At 71.1% G+C, this 17,424-nt stretch carries 16 protein-coding genes, 1 tRNA gene and 1 pseudogene; 10 read left to right on the plus strand and 8 right to left on the minus strand.

Going from position 1 to position 17,424, the window contains the following annotated elements; all coding sequences use genetic code 11:
• Nucleotides 1-2: 2 nt before the first annotated feature.
• The 4 genes from ACPT94_RS15105 to sp36 form a co-directional block, all read right to left on the minus strand.
• Complete coding sequence (locus ACPT94_RS15105) at nt 3-833, minus strand: MBL fold metallo-hydrolase (RefSeq protein ID WP_425246034.1); 831 nt, start codon at nt 831-833, stop codon at nt 3-5.
• Nucleotides 830-1,699 carry an NUDIX hydrolase gene (locus ACPT94_RS15110; RefSeq protein WP_360332450.1) on the minus strand — a complete coding sequence of 290 codons (870 nt, stop codon included), beginning with the start codon at nt 1,697-1,699 and terminating at the stop codon, nt 830-832. The genes ACPT94_RS15105 and ACPT94_RS15110 overlap by 4 nt, the downstream gene beginning before the upstream one ends.
• Nucleotides 1,700-1,983: 284 nt before the next feature.
• The gene (locus tag ACPT94_RS15115; protein ID WP_360332453.1) at nt 1,984-2,445 is read right to left on the minus strand and encodes a RidA family protein; all 462 of its coding nucleotides are present in this window, start codon (nt 2,443-2,445) and stop codon (nt 1,984-1,986) included.
• A complete protein-coding gene (gene sp36, locus ACPT94_RS15120; protein ID WP_003967454.1) occupies nt 2,442-2,600 on the minus strand; it encodes a Sp36 family protein in 159 nt (52 codons plus the stop codon). The genes ACPT94_RS15115 and sp36 overlap by 4 nt, the downstream gene beginning before the upstream one ends.
• Before the next feature lie 117 nt (nt 2,601-2,717).
• On the opposite strand from sp36, the gene bagA reads away from it, so the two are divergent.
• Together bagA and bagB are read left to right on the plus strand one after the other, a co-directional pair.
• Nucleotides 2,718-3,695 (plus strand): ATPase BagA, encoded by a 978-nt coding sequence (gene bagA, locus ACPT94_RS15125; protein ID WP_360332456.1) that lies wholly within the window; start codon nt 2,718-2,720, stop codon nt 3,693-3,695.
• On the plus strand, nt 3,692-5,089 hold the full coding sequence (gene bagB / locus ACPT94_RS15130; RefSeq protein WP_425246035.1) for an ATPase BagB: 1,398 nt from the start codon (nt 3,692-3,694) through the stop codon (nt 5,087-5,089). Before bagA ends, bagB begins: the two co-directional genes overlap by 4 nt.
• 14 nt (nt 5,090-5,103) lie before the next feature.
• On the opposite strand, the gene wblA is transcribed toward bagB, so the two are convergent.
• Nucleotides 5,104-5,442 (minus strand): transcriptional regulator WblA, encoded by a 339-nt coding sequence (gene wblA, locus ACPT94_RS15135; protein ID WP_360332462.1) that lies wholly within the window; start codon nt 5,440-5,442, stop codon nt 5,104-5,106.
• A 407-nt stretch (nt 5,443-5,849) separates the two neighbouring features.
• Here wblA and ACPT94_RS15140 point away from each other — a divergent pair, with 407 nt between their 5' ends.
• On the plus strand, nt 5,850-8,138 hold the full coding sequence (locus ACPT94_RS15140; protein ID WP_360332465.1) for a transglycosylase domain-containing protein: 2,289 nt from the start codon (nt 5,850-5,852) through the stop codon (nt 8,136-8,138).
• A 202-nt stretch (nt 8,139-8,340) separates the two neighbouring features.
• Here the strand turns inward: ACPT94_RS15140 and ACPT94_RS15145 are convergent, their stop codons facing one another.
• Complete coding sequence (locus ACPT94_RS15145) at nt 8,341-8,805, minus strand: GatB/YqeY domain-containing protein (RefSeq protein ID WP_360332468.1); 465 nt, start codon at nt 8,803-8,805, stop codon at nt 8,341-8,343.
• A gap of 75 nt (nt 8,806-8,880) precedes the next feature.
• Here ACPT94_RS15145 and ACPT94_RS15150 point away from each other — a divergent pair, with 75 nt between their 5' ends.
• From ACPT94_RS15150 to ACPT94_RS15160, 3 genes are all read left to right on the plus strand, one after another.
• Entirely contained in the window at nt 8,881-9,807 is a 927-nt protein-coding gene (locus ACPT94_RS15150) for a metallophosphoesterase (protein WP_425246036.1), read from the plus strand.
• Between the two features lie 114 nt (nt 9,808-9,921).
• The gene (locus ACPT94_RS15155; RefSeq protein WP_425246037.1) at nt 9,922-10,707 is read left to right on the plus strand and encodes a Pr6Pr family membrane protein; all 786 of its coding nucleotides are present in this window, start codon (nt 9,922-9,924) and stop codon (nt 10,705-10,707) included.
• A 33-nt stretch (nt 10,708-10,740) separates the two neighbouring features.
• Nucleotides 10,741-10,814 (plus strand) — tRNA-Pro (locus tag ACPT94_RS15160).
• Between the two features lie 200 nt (nt 10,815-11,014).
• Here ACPT94_RS15160 and ACPT94_RS15165 read toward each other — a convergent pair.
• Nucleotides 11,015-12,613 carry a helix-turn-helix domain-containing protein gene (locus tag ACPT94_RS15165; protein ID WP_425246038.1) on the minus strand — a complete coding sequence of 533 codons (1,599 nt, stop codon included), beginning with the start codon at nt 12,611-12,613 and terminating at the stop codon, nt 11,015-11,017.
• A gap of 592 nt (nt 12,614-13,205) precedes the next feature.
• Here ACPT94_RS15165 and ACPT94_RS15170 point away from each other — a divergent pair.
• On the plus strand, nt 13,206-13,664 hold the full coding sequence (locus tag ACPT94_RS15170; protein WP_360332477.1) for a hypothetical protein: 459 nt from the start codon (nt 13,206-13,208) through the stop codon (nt 13,662-13,664).
• A 172-nt stretch (nt 13,665-13,836) separates the two neighbouring features.
• Here the strand turns inward: ACPT94_RS15170 and ACPT94_RS15175 are convergent.
• Nucleotides 13,837-14,316: pseudogene (locus ACPT94_RS15175) on the minus strand (molybdopterin-dependent oxidoreductase); the annotation flags it as partial.
• A 339-nt stretch (nt 14,317-14,655) separates the two neighbouring features.
• Here ACPT94_RS15175 and modA point away from each other — a divergent pair.
• From modA to ACPT94_RS15190, 3 genes are read left to right on the plus strand one after another with little or no spacing between them, the layout of a single operon-like run.
• Complete coding sequence (gene modA, locus ACPT94_RS15180; protein WP_425246039.1) at nt 14,656-15,495, plus strand: molybdate ABC transporter substrate-binding protein; 840 nt, start codon at nt 14,656-14,658, stop codon at nt 15,493-15,495.
• On the plus strand, nt 15,492-16,340 hold the full coding sequence (modB, locus tag ACPT94_RS15185) for a molybdate ABC transporter permease subunit (RefSeq protein WP_360332483.1): 849 nt from the start codon (nt 15,492-15,494) through the stop codon (nt 16,338-16,340). The genes modA and modB overlap by 4 nt, the downstream gene beginning before the upstream one ends.
• A complete protein-coding gene (locus ACPT94_RS15190; RefSeq protein ID WP_360332486.1) occupies nt 16,337-17,413 on the plus strand; it encodes an ABC transporter ATP-binding protein in 1,077 nt (358 codons plus the stop codon). The genes modB and ACPT94_RS15190 overlap by 4 nt, the downstream gene beginning before the upstream one ends.
• Nucleotides 17,414-17,424 lie beyond the last annotated feature (11 nt).

The following is a 17,424-nucleotide window of genomic DNA, read 5'->3' on the forward strand; positions in this document are numbered from 1 at the left end:
GCCTAGATGAGCCCGTGCTCCTGCAGGTACTCCAGCTGCGCCCGTACGGACAGCTCCGCCGCCGGCCACAGGGAGCGGTCCACGTCGGCGTACACGTGGGCGACGACCTCCGCCGGGGTGCGGTAGCCGTCCTCGACGGCCGTCTCGACCTGGGCGAGGCGGTGGGCGCGGTGGGCGAGGTAGAACTCGACGGCGCCCTGGGCGTCCTCCAGGACGGGGCCGTGGCCCGGCAGGACGGTGTGGACGCCGTCGTCGACCGTGAGGGACCTGAGTCGCCGCAGCGAGTCCAGATAGTCGCCCAGGCGGCCGTCGGGATGCGCCACGACCGTCGTACCGCGGCCGAGGATCGTGTCGCCGGTCAGGACCGCGCGGTCGGCCGGGAGGTGGAAGCAGAGCGAGTCGGCGGTGTGGCCGGGGGTCGGGACGACGCGCAGCTCCAGGCCGCCGACGGTGATCACGTTCCCGGCGGCCAGGCCCTCGTCGCCCAGCCGCAGCGCCGGGTCCAGGGCGCGGACCTTGGTGCCGGTCAGCCCGGCGAAGCGGACGGCGCCCTCGGCGTGGTCGGGGTGGCCGTGGGTGAGCAGGGTCAGGGCGACGCGTTTGCCGGCCTTCTCGGCGGTGTCGACGACCGTGCGCAGGTGAGCGTCGTCCAGCGGGCCCGGGTCGATGACGACGGCCAGTTCGGAGTCGGGCTCGGAGACGATCCAGGTGTTGGTGCCGTCCAGGGTCATCGCGGAGGCGTTGGGTGCGAGGACGTTGACCGCCCGGGGGGTGGCGGGACCGGAGAGGGCCCCGCCGCGGGGCTGGCCGGGAAGGGCTGCTGCGTCCGTCATGCGGGGGCTCCACCGGTGGGGATGTGCTTGGTGAACTCGTCGTGGCCCGGCCAGGACAGCACGACCTGGCCGTCCTCCAGGCGCGCCTGCGCCAGAACGGGCGTGAGGTCGCGCCCACGCGCGGCGGCCAGCGCGTCGGCCGCCGTGGCGCAGGGGGCCAGCTGGCGGAGGGTCGCGATGGTCGGCGGCATCATCAGCAGCTCGCCCTTGTCGTACGAGGCCGCCGCGTCCGCCGGGCGGATCCACACCGTGCGGTCGGCCTCCGTGGAGGCGTTGCGGGTGCGCTGGCCCTCGGGGAGCGCCGCCACGAAGAACCAGGTGTCGTAGCGGCGGGGCTCGAACTCCGGGGTGATCCACCGCGTCCAGGCGCCCAGCAGATCGGAGCGCAGCACCAGACCTCGGCGGTCGAGGAACTCCGCGAACGACGTCTCACGGCCGACCAGGGCCGCCCGGTCCGCCTCCCAGTCGGCGCCGGTGGTGTCCCCGACGACGGAATCGGCGGTCGGCCCGGCGAGCAGGACGCCCGCCTCCTCGTACGTCTCCCGTACGGCCGCGCAGACGATCGCCTGGGCCGCCGTCTCGTCCACCCCGAGCCGCTCGGCCCACCACGCGCGCGTGGGGCCCGCCCAGCGCACATGCCGGTCGTCGTCCCGCGGGTCGACGCCGCCTCCCGGATAGGCGTACGCGCCTCCGGCGAAGGCCATGGAGACCCGTCTGCGCAGCATGTGGACGACGGGACCTGCGTCGGTGTCCTTCAGCAACATGACAGTGGCCGCACGCTTCGGCGCGACCGGCTCGAGGGTGCCGTCCGCGAGCGCACGGATCCGTTCCGGCCAGTCCGCTGGAAACCACTGCCCATTCGCCATGGCCGGAGGCTATCCCGTGGTGCGCGAATGTTCGAGAGGTGCCTGCGGTGCGGCGGCCGGTGCGGGCGAGCCGACGCCGGCACCGCGCGGGCGCCCCCGCCCATGCGACGCCGGACCGCCCGACGGCCCATACGGCCGCGTCGGGCGGACGGGCCCGCCACCAACCCGCGCGACGCGCGGGCGACCTGCTCGCACACGCCCGGCGGCCCCTGTGCACCCGTCGTACGGGATGAGCCGCGAGCCCGGCGCGGCCCCAGTCAGGTGCCGCGGAAACCGGGGTCGCCCTACGCCAGCTCGACCTGGATCTCCACCTCGACCGGCGCGTCCAGCGGCAGGACGGCGACGCCCACCGCGCTGCGGGCGTGCACGCCCTTGTCGCCGAGAACCTCGCCGAGCAGTTCGCTCGCGCCGTTGAGGACGGCGGGCTGACCGGTGAAGTCCGCGGCGGACGCCACGAAACCGACGACCTTCACCACGCGCGCGATGCGGTCGAGGTCGCCCGCGACGGACTTGACGGCGGCCAGGGCGTTCAGCGCGCAGGTGCGGGCGAGGTCCTTGGCCTCCTCGGCGGTGACCTCCGCGCCGACCTTGCCGGTGACCGGCAGCTTGCCGTCCACCATGGGCAGCTGGCCGGCCGTGTACACGTACGGCCCGGACTGCACGGCGGGCTGGTACGCCGCCAGCGGCGGAACGACCGCCGGCAGGGTCAGGCCCAGCTCGGCGAGCCTGGCCTCTACCGCGCTCACGCCTTCTCCCGCTTCAGGTAGGCCACGAGCTGCTCGGGGTTGTTCGGCCCGGGCACGACCTGGACGAGCTCCCAGCCGTCCTCGCCCCAGGTGTCCAGAATCTGCTTCGTGGCGTGGACGAGCAGCGGCACGGTTGCGTATTCCCACTTGGTCATGGGCCGACTGTATCCGCTGTGGACAGCGGCGCCCGTCTCCGGCCGGGCGGCCGATTGCGGCCCGGTTATCCACAGCCTCCCGATTGGCTCGGGCGCCGACTGGTTACGCTCGAAGACGTGAGCAGGCTCCAGGTCGTCAGCGGTAAGGGCGGGACCGGAAAGACGACGGTCGCCGCCGCCCTCGCGTTGGCCCTCGCGACAGAGGGAAAGCGGACGCTTCTCGTCGAGGTCGAGGGCAGGCAGGGCATCGCGCAGCTCTTCGAAACGGAGGCGCTGCCTTATGAGGAGCGGAAGATCGCCGTCGCTCCCGGGGGCGGGGAGGTGTACGCCCTCGCCATCGACCCCGAACTGGCCCTTCTGGACTACCTCCAGATGTTCTACAAACTGGGCGGCGCCGGCCGGGCCCTGAAGAAGCTCGGCGCCATCGACTTCGCCACCACCATCGCGCCCGGCCTCAGGGACGTACTCCTGACGGGCAAGGCGTGCGAGGCGGTGCGACGCAAGGACAGGAACGGCCGGTTCGTGTACGACTACGTCGTCATGGACGCGCCGCCCACCGGCCGCATCACCCGCTTCCTGAACGTGAACGACGAGGTCGCGGGGCTCGCCAAGATCGGCCCGATACACAATCAGGCGCAGGCCGTGATGCGGGTGCTGAAGTCGTCGGAGACGGCCGTGCACCTGGTGACGCTGCTGGAGGAGATGCCCGTCCAGGAGACCGTGGACGGCATCGCCGAACTGCGCGCGGCCAGGCTGCCGGTGGGCCGGATCATCGTCAACATGGTCCGCCCGCAGGTGCTGGACGCCCACGCGCTGGAACTTCTGCACACGGTGGAGCGTTCCTCTGTCGCCCGGTCGCTGTCCGCCGCGGGGCTCGGCGGCGCGCGGCGCGGCGGGCACGCGGAGCGGCTGGTGGACCCGTTGCTGGAGCAGGCCGAGGAGTACGCCGAACGGCACGCGCTGGAGCAGGAGCAGCGGTCCGTCCTGGCCGAGCTGGGCCTGCCGTTGCACGAACTGCCGCTGCTCGCCGAGGGCATGGACCTCGCGGGCCTGTACGAACTCGCCACCGAGCTGCGGAAGCAGGGGATGTCATGAGTCCGGACCAGACTCAGGACCAGGGGAGCGCCCGTCACGGCCTCTCCCCCGCGCGCGTGCTGGACGTCGATCCGCTGCTCGACGATCCCAGGACCCGCATCGTGGTGTGCTGCGGCTCGGGCGGGGTCGGCAAGACGACGACGGCGGCGGCGCTGGGCCTCAGGGCCGCCGAGCGGGGCCGCAAGGTGGTCGTCCTCACCATCGACCCGGCGCGCCGGCTCGCGCAGTCCATGGGCATCGACTCGCTCGACAACACCCCGCGCCGGGTGAAGGGCATCGAGGGCGACGGCGAACTGCACGCCATGATGCTCGACATGAAGCGCACCTTCGACGAGATCGTCGAGGCGCACGCGGACCCCGAGCGGGCGGCCACGATCCTCGGCAACCCCTTCTACCAGTCGCTCTCGGCGGGCTTCGCGGGCACGCAGGAGTACATGGCGATGGAGAAGCTGGGGCAGCTGCGGGCGAGGGACGAGTGGGACCTGATCGTCGTCGACACGCCACCGTCCCGCTCGGCCCTGGACTTCCTGGACGCGCCCAAGCGGCTCGGGTCGTTCCTGGACGGCAGGCTGATCAGGCTGCTGACGGCGCCGGCGAAGCTGGGCGGGCGTGCGGGGATGAAGTTCCTGAACGTCGGGATGTCGATGATGACCGGCACCCTCGGCAAGCTGCTCGGGGGTCAGCTGCTGAAGGACGTGCAGACGTTCGTGGCCGCGATGGACACGACCTTCGGCGGCTTCCGTACGCGCGCGGACGCCACGTACAAGCTGCTCCAGGCACCCGGTACGGCGTTCCTGGTGGTGGCGGCCCCCGAGCGGGACGCGCTGCGGGAGGCCGCGTACTTCGTGGAGCGGCTGGCCGCCGAGGACATGCCGCTGGCGGGGCTGGTGCTCAACCGGGTCCATGGCAGCGGCGCCGCCCAGCTGTCCGCCGAGCGGGCGTTCGCCGCGGCCGAAAATCTTGAAGATTCCCGCATTGTGGATCAGGACGGCGGGAAAGCTGGACTTCGTAACTCTCCCGACACGTACGGCAGTTCAGAATCTTCCGCAGCATCACCCGCACCCGGCTCCGAGCCCGACCCCCCGGGCGTCGACGGAACCACGGACGCGGGCGACAAGAGCACAGGCCGGAGCACTGATCGCAGCACTGACCACCACACGGATCAGGCGGATCACAGCGCCGATCAGCTCACCGCGGGCCTGCTGAGGCTGCACGCCGACCGTATGCACCTGCTCTCCCGCGAGCAGCGCACGCGTGACCGCTTCACGGCGCTCCACCCCGAGGTGGCGGTGACCGAAGTGGCCGCGCTGCCCGGTGACGTCCATGACCTCGCGGGGCTGCGGGACATCGGCAACCGGCTCGCGGCCAACCGGCCGGAGCTGCCCGCCGACTGAGCCGAGGGGTGCCCTCAGCTCACCGCCGCGTAGTTCTCGTACACCTGGTCGTCGTCGAGCGGGACGATGCCCGTCCCGCGCTCGTACTCCGAGCGCGCCGTCTCCAGGAGTCGGCGCCAGGACGTCACCGTCGGCCGCCTGCGCAGCAGGGCGCGTCGCTCGCGCTCCGTCATGCCTCCCCAGACGCCGAACTCGACGCGGTTGTCGAGCGCGTCGGCCAGGCATTCGGTGCGTACCGGGCATCCGGTGCACACCGCCTTGGCCCTGTTCTGCGCTGCTCCCTGAACGAACAGTTCATCCGGATCGGTAGTGCGGCAGGCAGCCTGCGCACTCCAGTCGATTACCCAGCCCATACCGGCGCCGTCCTCTCCCGAATCGAGGCTCCCCCACGGCGGCAGCGGCATATTCACCGCCGCCAGTTGAGGACGTTACGGAAGGCGGGCACAGCGCAACACCCCCTTCGGGCCCAATCTTGAATGGCCCGAACGGACTATGGGTAAGCGGCAGATCACCCGGGGGAGTGAGCCTGCGACATACACAACCTTCCCGACAAAACGGGACAGTTCTGTTAGGTCACAACGGACGCCCGATGACACACAAGGCGAATTCGGGCACGCCCCCACCAAAAAAGTGGAGAACTTCCGGAACGATTCGGGGTCGCCGGACGTATTGATACGTAGCCCTGCTGCTGTGACAGTTGGGAGCAGCTTAGGCCAAGGCATATACGCGTGTCCGGCGAATGAGAACGTAGGCTGCCCTCATGCCAAACAAGCGCTCGGGCGGCGGTCTGACGGCGACGCAGCAGGCCGCCAAGTTCCTCGGTGTCAGTGTGCTCGCGGGAGCCGTGCTGGCGGGCATCGCGTTGCCCGCCGTCGGCGCGCTGGGCCTGGCGGCCAAGGGCTCGGTCGAGAGCTTCGACGAGCTCCCGGCCAACCTCAAGACGCCGCCGCTGAGCCAGCGCACCACGATCCTCGACGCCAAGGGCAAGCAGATCGCCACGGTCTACTCCCGTGACCGCACGGTCGTCGCCCTCAAGGACATCTCGCCGTACCTGCAGAAGGCGATCGTCGCGATCGAGGACTCGCGCTTCTACCAGCACGGCGCGGTGGACCTGAAGGGCGTCCTGCGCGCGCTCAACAGGAACGCGCAGAGCGGCGGTGTCTCCCAGGGCGCGTCCACGCTCACCCAGCAGTACGTGAAGAACGTCTTCGTCGAGGAGGCCGGCGACGACCCGACGAAGGTCGCGCAGGCCACCCAGCAGACCATCGGCCGCAAGATCCGCGAACTGAAGTACGCGATCCAGGTCGAGGAGGAACTCGGCAAGAAGAAGATCCTCGAGAACTACCTGAACATCACGTTCTTCGGCCAGCAGGCCTACGGCGTCGAGGCCGCCTCCCAGCGGTACTTCTCCAAGCACGCCAAGGACCTGACCCTGCCCGAGGCGGCCCTGCTGGCCGGCCTCGTCCAGTCGCCCAGCAAGTACAACCCGCTCAACGACGACGCCGAGGCCACCAAGCGCCGCAACGTCGTGCTGGAGCGCATGGCGGAGGTCGGCGACATCTCGCAGGCCGAGGCCGACAAGGCGAAGAAGGCCCCGCTGGGCCTGAAGGTCACCCAGCCGAAGAACGGCTGCATCACCGCCGTGCAGGGCGCCAGCTTCTTCTGCAAGTACGTCGAGCGGGTCTTCAAGAGCGACCCGGTCTTCGGCAAGACGAAGGAGGAGCGCGCCAAGCTCTGGAACCAGGGCGGCCTCACCATCCAGACGACGCTCGACCCGCAGTCCCAGAAGTCCGTCCAGGCCTCGCTCAAGGAGCACGTCTACAAGTCGGACAAGGTCGCCGCGGCCGCCACGCTCGTCGAGCCCGGCACCGGCAAGATCCTCGCGATGGGCCAGTCGAAGCCGTACGGCTACGGCAAGAACGAGACCGAGTACAACTACTCGGTCAACGCGGCGATGGGCGGCTCGAACTTCGGCTTCCCGACCGGTTCGACGTTCAAGCCGTTCGTGGCGGCGGCCGCGCTGGAGCAGGGCCGGCCCATAAACCAGGCCTACCCCGCGCCGTACGAGATGCAGTACCCGGACACGGTCCAGACGTGCAGCGGCAAGCCGTGGGTCAACGACGGCAGGCCGAAGTACAGGCTGGAGAACGAGAGCGAGTCCGAGAAGGGGCCGTACGAGCTCAAGAAGGCCATGGAGCTGTCGGTCAACACCTACTTCGTGCAGATGCTCGCCGACATCGGCATGTGCCCGGTGGTGAAGATGACCGACGCTCTCGGCGTGGTCCAGGGCAACGGCACCAAGGTCCCCGAGGTGCCGTCCTCGATGACGCTCGGCTCGACCGGTCTTTCGCCGCTGACGATGGCGAGCGCGTACGCCGCCTTCGCCAGCCGCGGTATGTACTGCACGCCGATCGCCATCGAGTCGATCATCCAGACCGTGAACGGTCAGAAGAAGTCGCTGGAGGTCCCGAAGTCGACCTGCTCGCGCGCGATGAGCGAGAAGACCGCCGACAGCATCAACACGCTGCTCAGCGGTGTGACCGACTCCGGTACGGGCAAGCAGGCCGGTCTGTCCGGCCGCGACAACGCCGGCAAGACGGGTACGACGGACGAGCGCAAGAACGCCTGGTTCGTCGGCTACACCCCGAACCTCTCGGGGGCCGTCTGGGTCGGCAGCGCCACCCAGAAGGTCAAGATGACCGACATCACCATCGGCGGCGTCTACCACTCCCAGGTCTACGGCGGTGACACGCCCGGCCCCATCTGGCGCGACGCCATGACCGGCGCCCTCGACGGCAAGGAGGCCCCGCCCTTCAACCTCGTCAACATCCCGCAGCCTCCCGAGAAGGGCAGCGGCGGGAACGACGGCAACGGCAACGGAAATGGCAACAACGACGGTGACAACGGCGACGACGGCTTCATCGGCGGCCTGATCGACGGCGGCACGTCGGACGGCGGCAACAACGGCGGCATCACGTTCCCGGACAACCTGTTCCAGGGGCAGAGCAACGGCGGAGGCAACGGAAACGGGAACGGGGGGCGTCGCTGATGGCGGGCCTGCGCCTGAGCGGCTCGTCCTGAGGGGTTCAGCCGAACGGCCCCTGCCTCCCGTACGAGGAGGCAGGGGCCGTTCGCCGTTCTCAGGCACCGTCCGCCGGGCCGGCCGACGAGGTGCCTGTGGCGGTCGTCGGCGTGGGCCTGGGACGGTCGCCGGCGAGGACCTGTGGGTCAGCCGGCGAGGTGCCGGTGGGTCAGCCGGCGAGGAGCTTCTTGACCGCGGCGGCGACACGCCCGCCCTCGGCCTGGCCGGCCACCTTCGGGTTCACGATCTTCATGACGGCGCCCATGGCGCGCGGCCCCTCGGCCCCGGCCGTCTTCGCCTCCTCGACGGCCTGGGCGACGATGTCGTTCAGCTCGTCGTCGCTGAGCTGCTTGGGCAGGTACGCGGCAAGGACCTCGCCCTCCGCCTTCTCCCGCTCGGCGGACTCGGCACGACCACCCTGCGCGAAGGCATCGGCCGCCTCACGCCGCTTCTTCGCCTCGCGGGTGATCACCTTCTGCACCTCGTCGTCGGAGAGCTCACGCTTCTCCTTGCCCGCGACCTCCTCCTTGGTGATCGCGGCGAGCGTCAGCCGGAGCGTCGAGGAGCGCAGCTCGTCGCGCTCCTTGATCGCGGCATTGAGGTCTTCCTGCAGCTTCGACTTGAGCGTGGTCATGGGTTTGATTGTCGCAGGTGCAGACAGCCCGACGCCGCTTCATTTAAGGGGCGGTGGGTCTGACACGATGGACGTATGCGCGCGCGATACGCAGTACCCGTAGGAATCGCGGCGGTTGGTGCCGCCGGTCTGTTGTACTCGGCGGGCTTCGAGGCCCGCTCCTTCCGCCTGCGACGGGTGACGGTCCCCGTCCTCCCCGCCGGGATGCGTCCCCTGCGCGTGTTGCAGGTCTCCGACATGCACATGGTGAGCGGGCAGCGCAAGAAACAGCGCTGGCTGCGCTCGCTGGCCGGCCTGCGCCCCGACTTCGTGATCAACACGGGCGACAACCTCTCCGACCCGGAGGGCGTCCCGGAGGTCCTCGACGCGCTCGGCCCGCTGATGGAGTTCCCGGGCGCGTACGTCTTCGGCTCCAACGACTACTACGGCCCCAGGCCGCGCAACCCGGCCCGCTACCTGCTGGAGAAGGCCCAGGGCCGCCACGGCCTGAACGGCAACCCGCCGGCTGTCGGCGTGGTCCACAACCCGTGGGAGGACCTGCGCGACGGCTTCGACGGCGCGGGCTGGCTCAACCTGACGAACACGCGCGGCACGCTCAAGGTCGACGGCATGTCGGTCGAGCTCACGGGCCTCGACGACCCGCACATCAAACGGGACCGGTACGCACAGGTGGCCGGCGGCCCCTCCGGCTCGGCGGACTTCTCCATGGGCGTGGTGCACGCGCCGTACCTGCGCGTCCTGGACGCGTACACGGCGGACGGCTACCCCCTGATCCTTGCCGGCCACACCCATGGCGGCCAGGTGTGCATCCCCTTCTACGGCGCCCTGGTCACCAACTGCGACCTGGACACGGACCGGGTGAAGGGCCTGTCCACGCACACGGCGGAAGGTCGTACGGCCTACCTGCACGTGTCGGCGGGGTGCGGAACGAACCGGTACACCCCGGTCCGCTTCGCGTGCCCGCCGGAGGCGACGTTGTTGACATTGGTGGAGAAGGAGTAAGGGGGAGGCGGGGCCTGCAGGCAGAAAGGGGGCCGGGGCCCATGGGACGGGTGGGTCCCCCCGTACGGACCCACCCATATGGCCCCTTTTCTCCCCCCTGCCCAGCGTGAGGGCATGACCGCCCCGATACCCCGGGACATCCCCGACCTGCCGCCCCTCCGGCGGACCCACACGCTTCTCCCCTCCTTCGTCCCCGCCGCAGCGGTGAGGCCCCCGGCACGCCGCCCCCTGACCGCGGTGCTCCGCCTCCTGATCGCCGCCACGGCGGCCGCGGGTGTCACCCTGGCGCTGCTGCTCGGCAGCCCACTGCGCGTGCTGAGCCACTTCGCCGTCCAGAGCAGCATCCTGCTGGCACTGGTCACCCTCCTGTCGGCCCGCAGCGCCTGGACAGCCGGCCGGCCCGTCCCCTCCGTCCTGACCGGGGCGGCGCCGCTCTGCACGACGATCACCGGCCTGGGGTACCACCTGCTCCTGGCGGACACGGCGACCCCGTTCTCCGTGCCGACCACGACCGGCACGCCCACCGGCCGGCACATGGTCGCGAGCCACCTCCTGCACACGGTGACACCGGCGGCGGCCGTCCTGGACTGGCTGCTGCTGACGCCACCCGGCCGCCTGCGCCTGCACCAGGCAGCACTGTGGCTGCTGTACCCCCTGTCCTACCTGGCGTTCTCCCTGATCCGAGCCGAGCTGATCACACCGGGCACACCGGGCCGCCACCTCTACCCCTTCCTCGACGCAGCCCCCCACGGCCACGAGCACACCCTCACCAACGCCCTCCTGATCGGCCTGTCCTTCTACGCCCTCGGGCTCCTCCTGGTGGCCCTCGACCACGCCCGCCCCCACCCGACCCGCCACCGCGCCAAAACCGGATTTCGCCTACAGCCACCGGTGGGCTAAAGTAAACGTCGTCGCCGCGACAAGCAGCGACATCGGGGTGTAGCGCAGCTTGGCAGCGCGCTTCGTTCGGGACGAAGAGGTCGTGGGTTCAAATCCCGCCACCCCGACACAGGTTAGAGGCCCATTCACGTGATCGTGAATGGGCCTCTGTCGTGCGTACAGCAGCGGAAACAGCAACCGCTATGACTCTTGCCCTTCTTTTCCGTCCTTTCCGTCTGCTTGCTGCCGCCCCCAGCGCCTTGCCGCGCTTGCGGAGAGCCCGCCGGGTCTGAACCCCGTCGGCAGTCAGAAGAAGCTCCGTTGCCGTCTAGGAGTCGAGGGGCACCCATTGACGCACGCCGTCGCTGTTCGTGCCGTACCAGTAGTGGGGCAGGCCCTTGATGCTGCTGGTGCGGAACGGGCGGCCGTGGTCGTCGATGCGGGCCGTGCCCGTGCGGCCCTGGGAGGACCAGTGGAGTTCCAGGTACCAGGCGCAGTCGTAGGCCTCGGTCGTCGCGGTGACCAGCAGCACCTCCGGGTCCTCGGCGGAGACGCGGTAGGGGAACCGCACCGCGGGGACGGGCTTTCCGCGGTCGTTGCCGGGGCGCGCGTGGGCGATCGGGCGGTTGACGTCCAGGTTCACGGAGAACTCACGGGGCGTCAGGTCGCTGCCGCAGCCCTGGCCCATGGCGTACGTGTTGCCGGTGACCGGGGTACCGCGGCTGACGACACGGACCTCGAGCGCTTCCAGGACCACGGCCGTGGACGACGTCCCCTGCACCGAGATCTGCACCATCGTCTGCCGCCCGGGCACCGCCCCCTGCGTCGCCGCCCACAGCCCGGCGTCCTGCTGCACCGGCGGCGGGGGCACCTGGGCCGGCTTCTTCTCGATGATGTAGTCGTGCCCGCAACCGCCCTGCCAGATCTGCGAGTCGGCGGTCCAGGCGAGCGGCACACCGGTCGACACGGGGGCGTCGCTCTTCGTGTCCGCCGACGGTCCGCCCTTCGGCTCGGGGCTCCCCGAAGCCCGTACTCCCGCGGAGGGCGAGGCCGACGAACGGCTGGAGGAGGGGGAGGGGCTGGTCGCAGTGGCAGGGGGGTGGTGTGACGTGCCGGTTCCTGTCGTACGGGACTGACCGGGGGCCTTGGCGGAGTTGTCGTGAGACCGATCGGCCGACAGCGTCGGGAGACTGCCCAGCGTCACCAGCAGCACGGTCGCCGCGGCGGCACCGATGGCGGTGCCGCGACGGCGGTACCAGGGCCGTCCGGTCGAGCGGGCCGCATCCCACTGGGCCGTCGGCTCGGGACTTCCCGGTCCGGGAGCGCCGGATGGGGGTGCCTCCCATGCCCTTGAGGCAAGGGGGGAGGGCGGCCCTGCGTCGGGTGCGCCCGCGTCGCGTCGCGGCGGTGCACCGCTCGTGCCGCCCCCGTCACCACCGACGCCGCTCGTGCCGCCCCCGTCACCACCCATGCCGTCCGCGCCGCCACCCACGCTCCGCACCGTCCGGCTGTCCGGACCCGAAGCCCGGTCGCCCCCTGCCGGCTCCAGCGCCCCCTCGGCCTTTGTCGGCTCCGCCGCCTCCTCGGCCCTTCCGGACTCGTCCGCCGCCTCGGCCCTTCCCGGCTCCGCCGCCCCCTCGCCCGCCCGAGACCGCTGTCGTGCCGTCACCGCGAGCAGCCACAGGCGGTGCAGTTCGAGGCGTTCCTCCGGTGTCGCCCCGCAGAAGGCGGCCAGGCGCTCCACGGGGGCGTAGTCCTGCGGGACCGCCTCGCCCGCGCAGTAGCGGTGCAGCGTGGAGGTGTTCATGTGGAGGTGCCGGGCCAGGGAGCCGTAGCTCCGGTCCGTGCGGTCCTTCAGCCGGCGCAGCAGTGCCGCGAACTGCTCGACATCCTCCCCGTTCGACACCGTTCCCCCGTCCTCCCCCATGTCCCCGTATCCCAGGCGTCCATATACCTGCACGTCAGATGGGCTGGGATGGTTCCACCGTCGCCGGACGGGCGTCCGGCGTTGCGTCGGGCCACCGTGACGGCTGATGCTCTTGCTGTCGCACCGGGCAGGGCCGGACCGACCAGCCGACGGCGGGCGACAGACGACACCCATGCACTCACCACGGGGGACACCCATGCCCAAGCGCAATCGAGTAGGCGCGCTCCGCACACTCGCCTCACGGGCCTTGCCCTCGGCGCGACGCCCGCCACACCGGCGAACGTCGCGGCCAGGGCTCCCGGCTTCCTCGCGGCGGCCGATCTTCCGCCGCACCTGAGCTCTTCGTGAACGGCCGGCGAGGTCACCGCCGACGTACCGGGGCGGCGGAACAGGACCGCTGCCTGCGCACGGTGATCTCCTGAGGCGCCTCCGACATCCGGCCTTCGAGAAGACAACCGTCACGGCCGTGAACAAGCGCCGCTGACCGCATGACCGGGCCGCTCTCCGCCGCGGGGGTGGGGAGAGCGGCCCACCGACCACCGACAGCGCCGTTCGGCGCGAGTCGGCACTCCTTCGAAAACGGGGAACAGACATGAGCAGCAAGACCCGCACCGTCCTGACCGCCGGCGTCCTCGCCGTCGCCCTCGGCCTCGGCGCCACCGTCCAGGCCTCCGCCGGCGCCCCGCGCAGCGTCAGCGGCAAGCCGTCCGACGACATCACTCGCATCGCCGACTTCTACGGCACCTACATCGACGCGGTGCTGGACGAGGACGGCGGCAGCCTCGAGAAGGCCCTGCGCAGCCACTACCTCACCCCCGCCTTCCAGAAGGAGCTGGCGGCCTGGGAGGACCGGGAGCACGCCGACGGCGTCCTGCGCGCCCAGAACGTCCCGCTCGCCTGGAAGGTCACCGACAACGGCACCGTCGGCAACCACACGGAGGCCGTCGTCACCCTCACCTGGGGCGACACCACCACCAAGCTGGTCGTCGACATGACCCGCACCAGCCACAGGATCTTCCACATCGGTGAGAAGGGCGTGGGACGCGAGTAGTCGCTCCGGTCGCATCTGCGGCGGGCGGATCTGGAACGGGCGCAGCTCGACGGCCACGTCGCTTTCGCACAGCGGCCGTTCCAGATCCCGTTCCAGATCCCGTTATGGATCCCGATCCAGTTCCAGATTCAGATCGCAGATGCAGATTCGTCGCCTCGGGCCGGTCCACCGGGGTCGCACCACCACCAAGGCGGACGTCCACTCCACCGGCTCCGCGGCTGATGTGCCGGGCGCCGCAGCGGTCCTGGGGCAGGACCAGTTGGGGGCCGGCGTGGTCGAGCGGGGCGTCGTCGATCGTGACCGCGAGGAGGACCTGGGCGCGGCCGAAGTCGGGGTCGATCTCCGCCCAGGACAGCAGGGCGTGGTGGCCGTCCGTGCCGGAGACCGCGATCAGGAAGCGCAGACGGTCCTTGCGGCGGGCGGGGTCGAAGGCGGGACCGGCCGCCGACGGGACGTCGTGCAGCAGCGGGCCGGTGAACCGGTGGTGCTGCATGCCGCTGGTGGCGCACTCGAAGCTGACGTCGGCCTCGTGCTGCGGCCAGGTCGGCAGGTCGGGCACCGTCAGGCGGGCCGGACGGTGCAGATCGCCGGTGAGGGCGAGTTCCGCCGCCGGACGGGCGGTCGTACCGGCGGCTGCGAGGGACTGGCTCACGGCCTTCCACCTCCCGCATGACCGTACCCGGACCCACGTTCCGTGCAAACGCACATGCCAGCTCCATGGATCGCTGTTCCAGCTTGTGCCACGTCACAAGGTGGGTTCTCCTTGCATCTGCGGGATTATCATCGGCCCGTGCACACCTACCGGATCGGGGACGCGGCCGGCGGGAGACCAGTTCCTCGGCCCGCAACCGCTTCTCCGGCATCGTCACCGGCGTGCCCCTCGGGGAGGCTGGAGCCCGGTGTTCCGGCGGTTGCCGTGACCAAGTCGACCGACGTGGTCGTCGAGAGGCCGTGGACGGTCGTCCGTCAGGGCCGGAGGGGTGGAACCGTGATGATCCGTACCGCGCGCCGGAGCCGCCGGACCCGCCGGACCCTGCAGGTGGTCGGTGCGGGCGCCGCCGCCGTGCTGGCCCTGAGTGCCTGCTCGTCGTCCGGCTCGGACTCCGCGTCGGGGAAATCGGGCTCCTCCGCCTCCGCCTCCTCGTCGGACGAGCTGTCCGGCACGGTGACCGTCTTCGCCGCGGCCTCGCTGAAGGAGAGCTTCACGACGCTGGGCGAGGAGTTCGAGAAGGAGCACCCGGGTACGAAGGTCACCTTCAGCTTCGGTGGCAGCGACTCGCTCGCCGCGAGCGTCACCGGCGGTGCTCCGGCGGACGTGTTCGCCTCGGCCAGCCCCAGGACGATGAAGATCGTCACGGATGCGGGGGACGCGGAGGGGACGCCCGCCGTCTTCGCGCGCAACCAGCTGGAGATCGCCACCCTGCCCGGCAACCCGGACAAGGTCTCCTCCCTCAGGGACCTCACCAAGTCGGGCCTGAAGGTCGTGCTCTGCGACAAGGAGGTGCCGTGCGGCGCCGCCGCCCAGAAGGCGCTGGAGGCGAGCAAGCTCCAGCTGACGCCGGTCTCCTACGAGCAGGACGTCAAGGCCGCGCTGACGAAAGTGGAGCTGAAGGAGGCCGACGCCGCCGTCGTCTACAAGACCGATGTGCACGCGGCGGGTGACAAGGTGGAGGGCGTGGAGTTCCCCGAGTCCGCCGACGCCGTCAACGACTACCCGATCACCCTCCTCAAGGACGCGCAGAACGTCGAGGCCGCCAAGGCGTTCATCGCGCTGGTGCGGTCCGCCGAGGGCCAGAAGGTCCTGACCGAGGCCGGGTTCCTCAAGCCGTGACCCCGATCGACAAGGCCGACGCCGCGACCGACACCCTCGGGGGCGGTCCGCGGCGCCGGCACGTCCGGACGGGCGTCCCGCTGCCCCTGCTCCTCCCGGCGCTGATCGGCCTGGCGTTCCTGATCGTGCCGCTGATCGCCCTGCTCGTACGGGCCCCGTGGCGCAGCCTGCCCGAGCAGCTGACCAGCGCGGACGTGTGGCAGGCGCTCCAGTTGTCCCTGGTGTGCGCCACCGCCGCCACCGCGGTGAGCCTGGTCGTCGGCGTGCCGCTGGCCTGGCTGCTGGCCAGGGTGGAGTTCCCCGGCCGCGGTCTCGTACGGGCCCTCGTCACCCTTCCCCTCGTCCTCCCGCCGGTCGTCGGTGGTGTGGCGCTGCTGATGGCGCTCGGCCGCAACGGTGTCGTCGGGAAGTGGCTGGACTCGTGGTTCGGGGTCACGCTGCCGTTCACCACGGCGGGGGTGGTGGTCGCGGAGGCGTTCGTGGCCATGCCGTTCCTCGTCATCAGCGTCGAGGGCACCCTGCGTGCCGCCGGTCCGCGCTACGAGGAGGCGGCCACGACGCTCGGAGCCTCCCGTTTCACCGCGTTCCGCCGGGTCACGCTGCCGCTGATCGCGCCGGGCGTCGCGGCGGGCGCCGTCCTGGCCTGGGCACGGGCGCTCGGCGAGTTCGGTGCGACGATCACCTTCGCCGGCAACTTCCCCGGCCGGACCCAGACCATGCCGCTGGCCGTCTACCTGGCCCTGCAGAGCGACCCGGAGGCCGCGATCGCCCTCAGCCTGGTGCTGCTGGCCGTGTCGGTCGCGGTGCTGGCCGGGTTGCGCGATCGTTGGATGACAGCCGGATGACCGAGACCCACGACGTCCACGCCGGCGCCGCTCCGGACGGGCTCGACGCCCGCCTCGTGGTGGACCGCGGCGCCTTCCGCCTCGACGTGGCACTGACCGTCGCGCCCGGCGAGGTGGTCGCCCTGCTCGGCCCGAACGGCGCCGGCAAGAGCACCGCCCTGCGTGCCCTCGCCGGGCTGACCCCGCTCACCGGCGGCCATCTGCGGCTGGACGGTACCGAGTTGGACCGTACGCCGCCCGAGTCCCGCCCCGTCGGCGTCGTCTTCCAGGACTATCTGCTCTTCCCGCACCTCACGGCCCTCGACAACGTGGCCTTCGGGCCGCGCTGCCAGGGCGCGTCCAGGGCTGAGGCCCGCGCGCAGGCCGCCGAGTGGCTGGACCGCATGGGTCTCGCCGACCACGCCGGCGTCAAGCCCCGTCGCCTCTCCGGCGGTCAGGCCCAGCGCGTCGCCCTGGCCCGCGCCCTGGCCACCCGTCCCCGCCTGCTGCTCCTCGACGAGCCGCTGGCGGCGCTGGACGCCCGTACCCGACTGGAGGTCCGCGCCCAACTCCGGCGTCATCTGGCCGACTTCGAGGCCGTCGCCGTACTCGTCACCCATGATCCGCTCGACGCCATGGTCCTGGCCGACCGGCTGGTCGTCGTCGAACACGGCCGGGTCGTCCAGGAGGGCGCCCCCTCCGACATCGCGCGGCACCCTCGCACGGACTACATCGCGCAGCTGGTCGGTCTGAACCTCTACCGGGGCGAGGCCGACGGTCACACCGTCCGCCTCGACACCGGCCCGGCCGTCACCACCACGGAGGTCCTGTCCGGCCCGGTGTTCGTGGCGTTCCCGCCGAGCGCCGTCACCCTCCACCGTGACCGCCCGACCGGCTCCAGCGCCCGCAACCTCTGGCGCTGCGAGGTGGCCGGCCTGGAGACCCACGGCGACCAGATCCGCGCCGGCCTCACCGGCGAACTCCCCCTCGCCGCCGACCTCACCACGGTCGCCGCCGCCGAACTCGGTCTGCACCCGGGTGCGGAGGTCTGGGCGACGGTGAAGGCGACGCAGACCCACGCCTATCCCGTCTGAGAACCGGAAGC

The sequence above is a fragment of the Streptomyces aurantiaciflavus genome (genome assembly GCF_049808595.1).
In the GTDB taxonomy this organism is placed as follows: Bacteria; Actinomycetota; Actinomycetes; order Streptomycetales; family Streptomycetaceae; genus Streptomyces.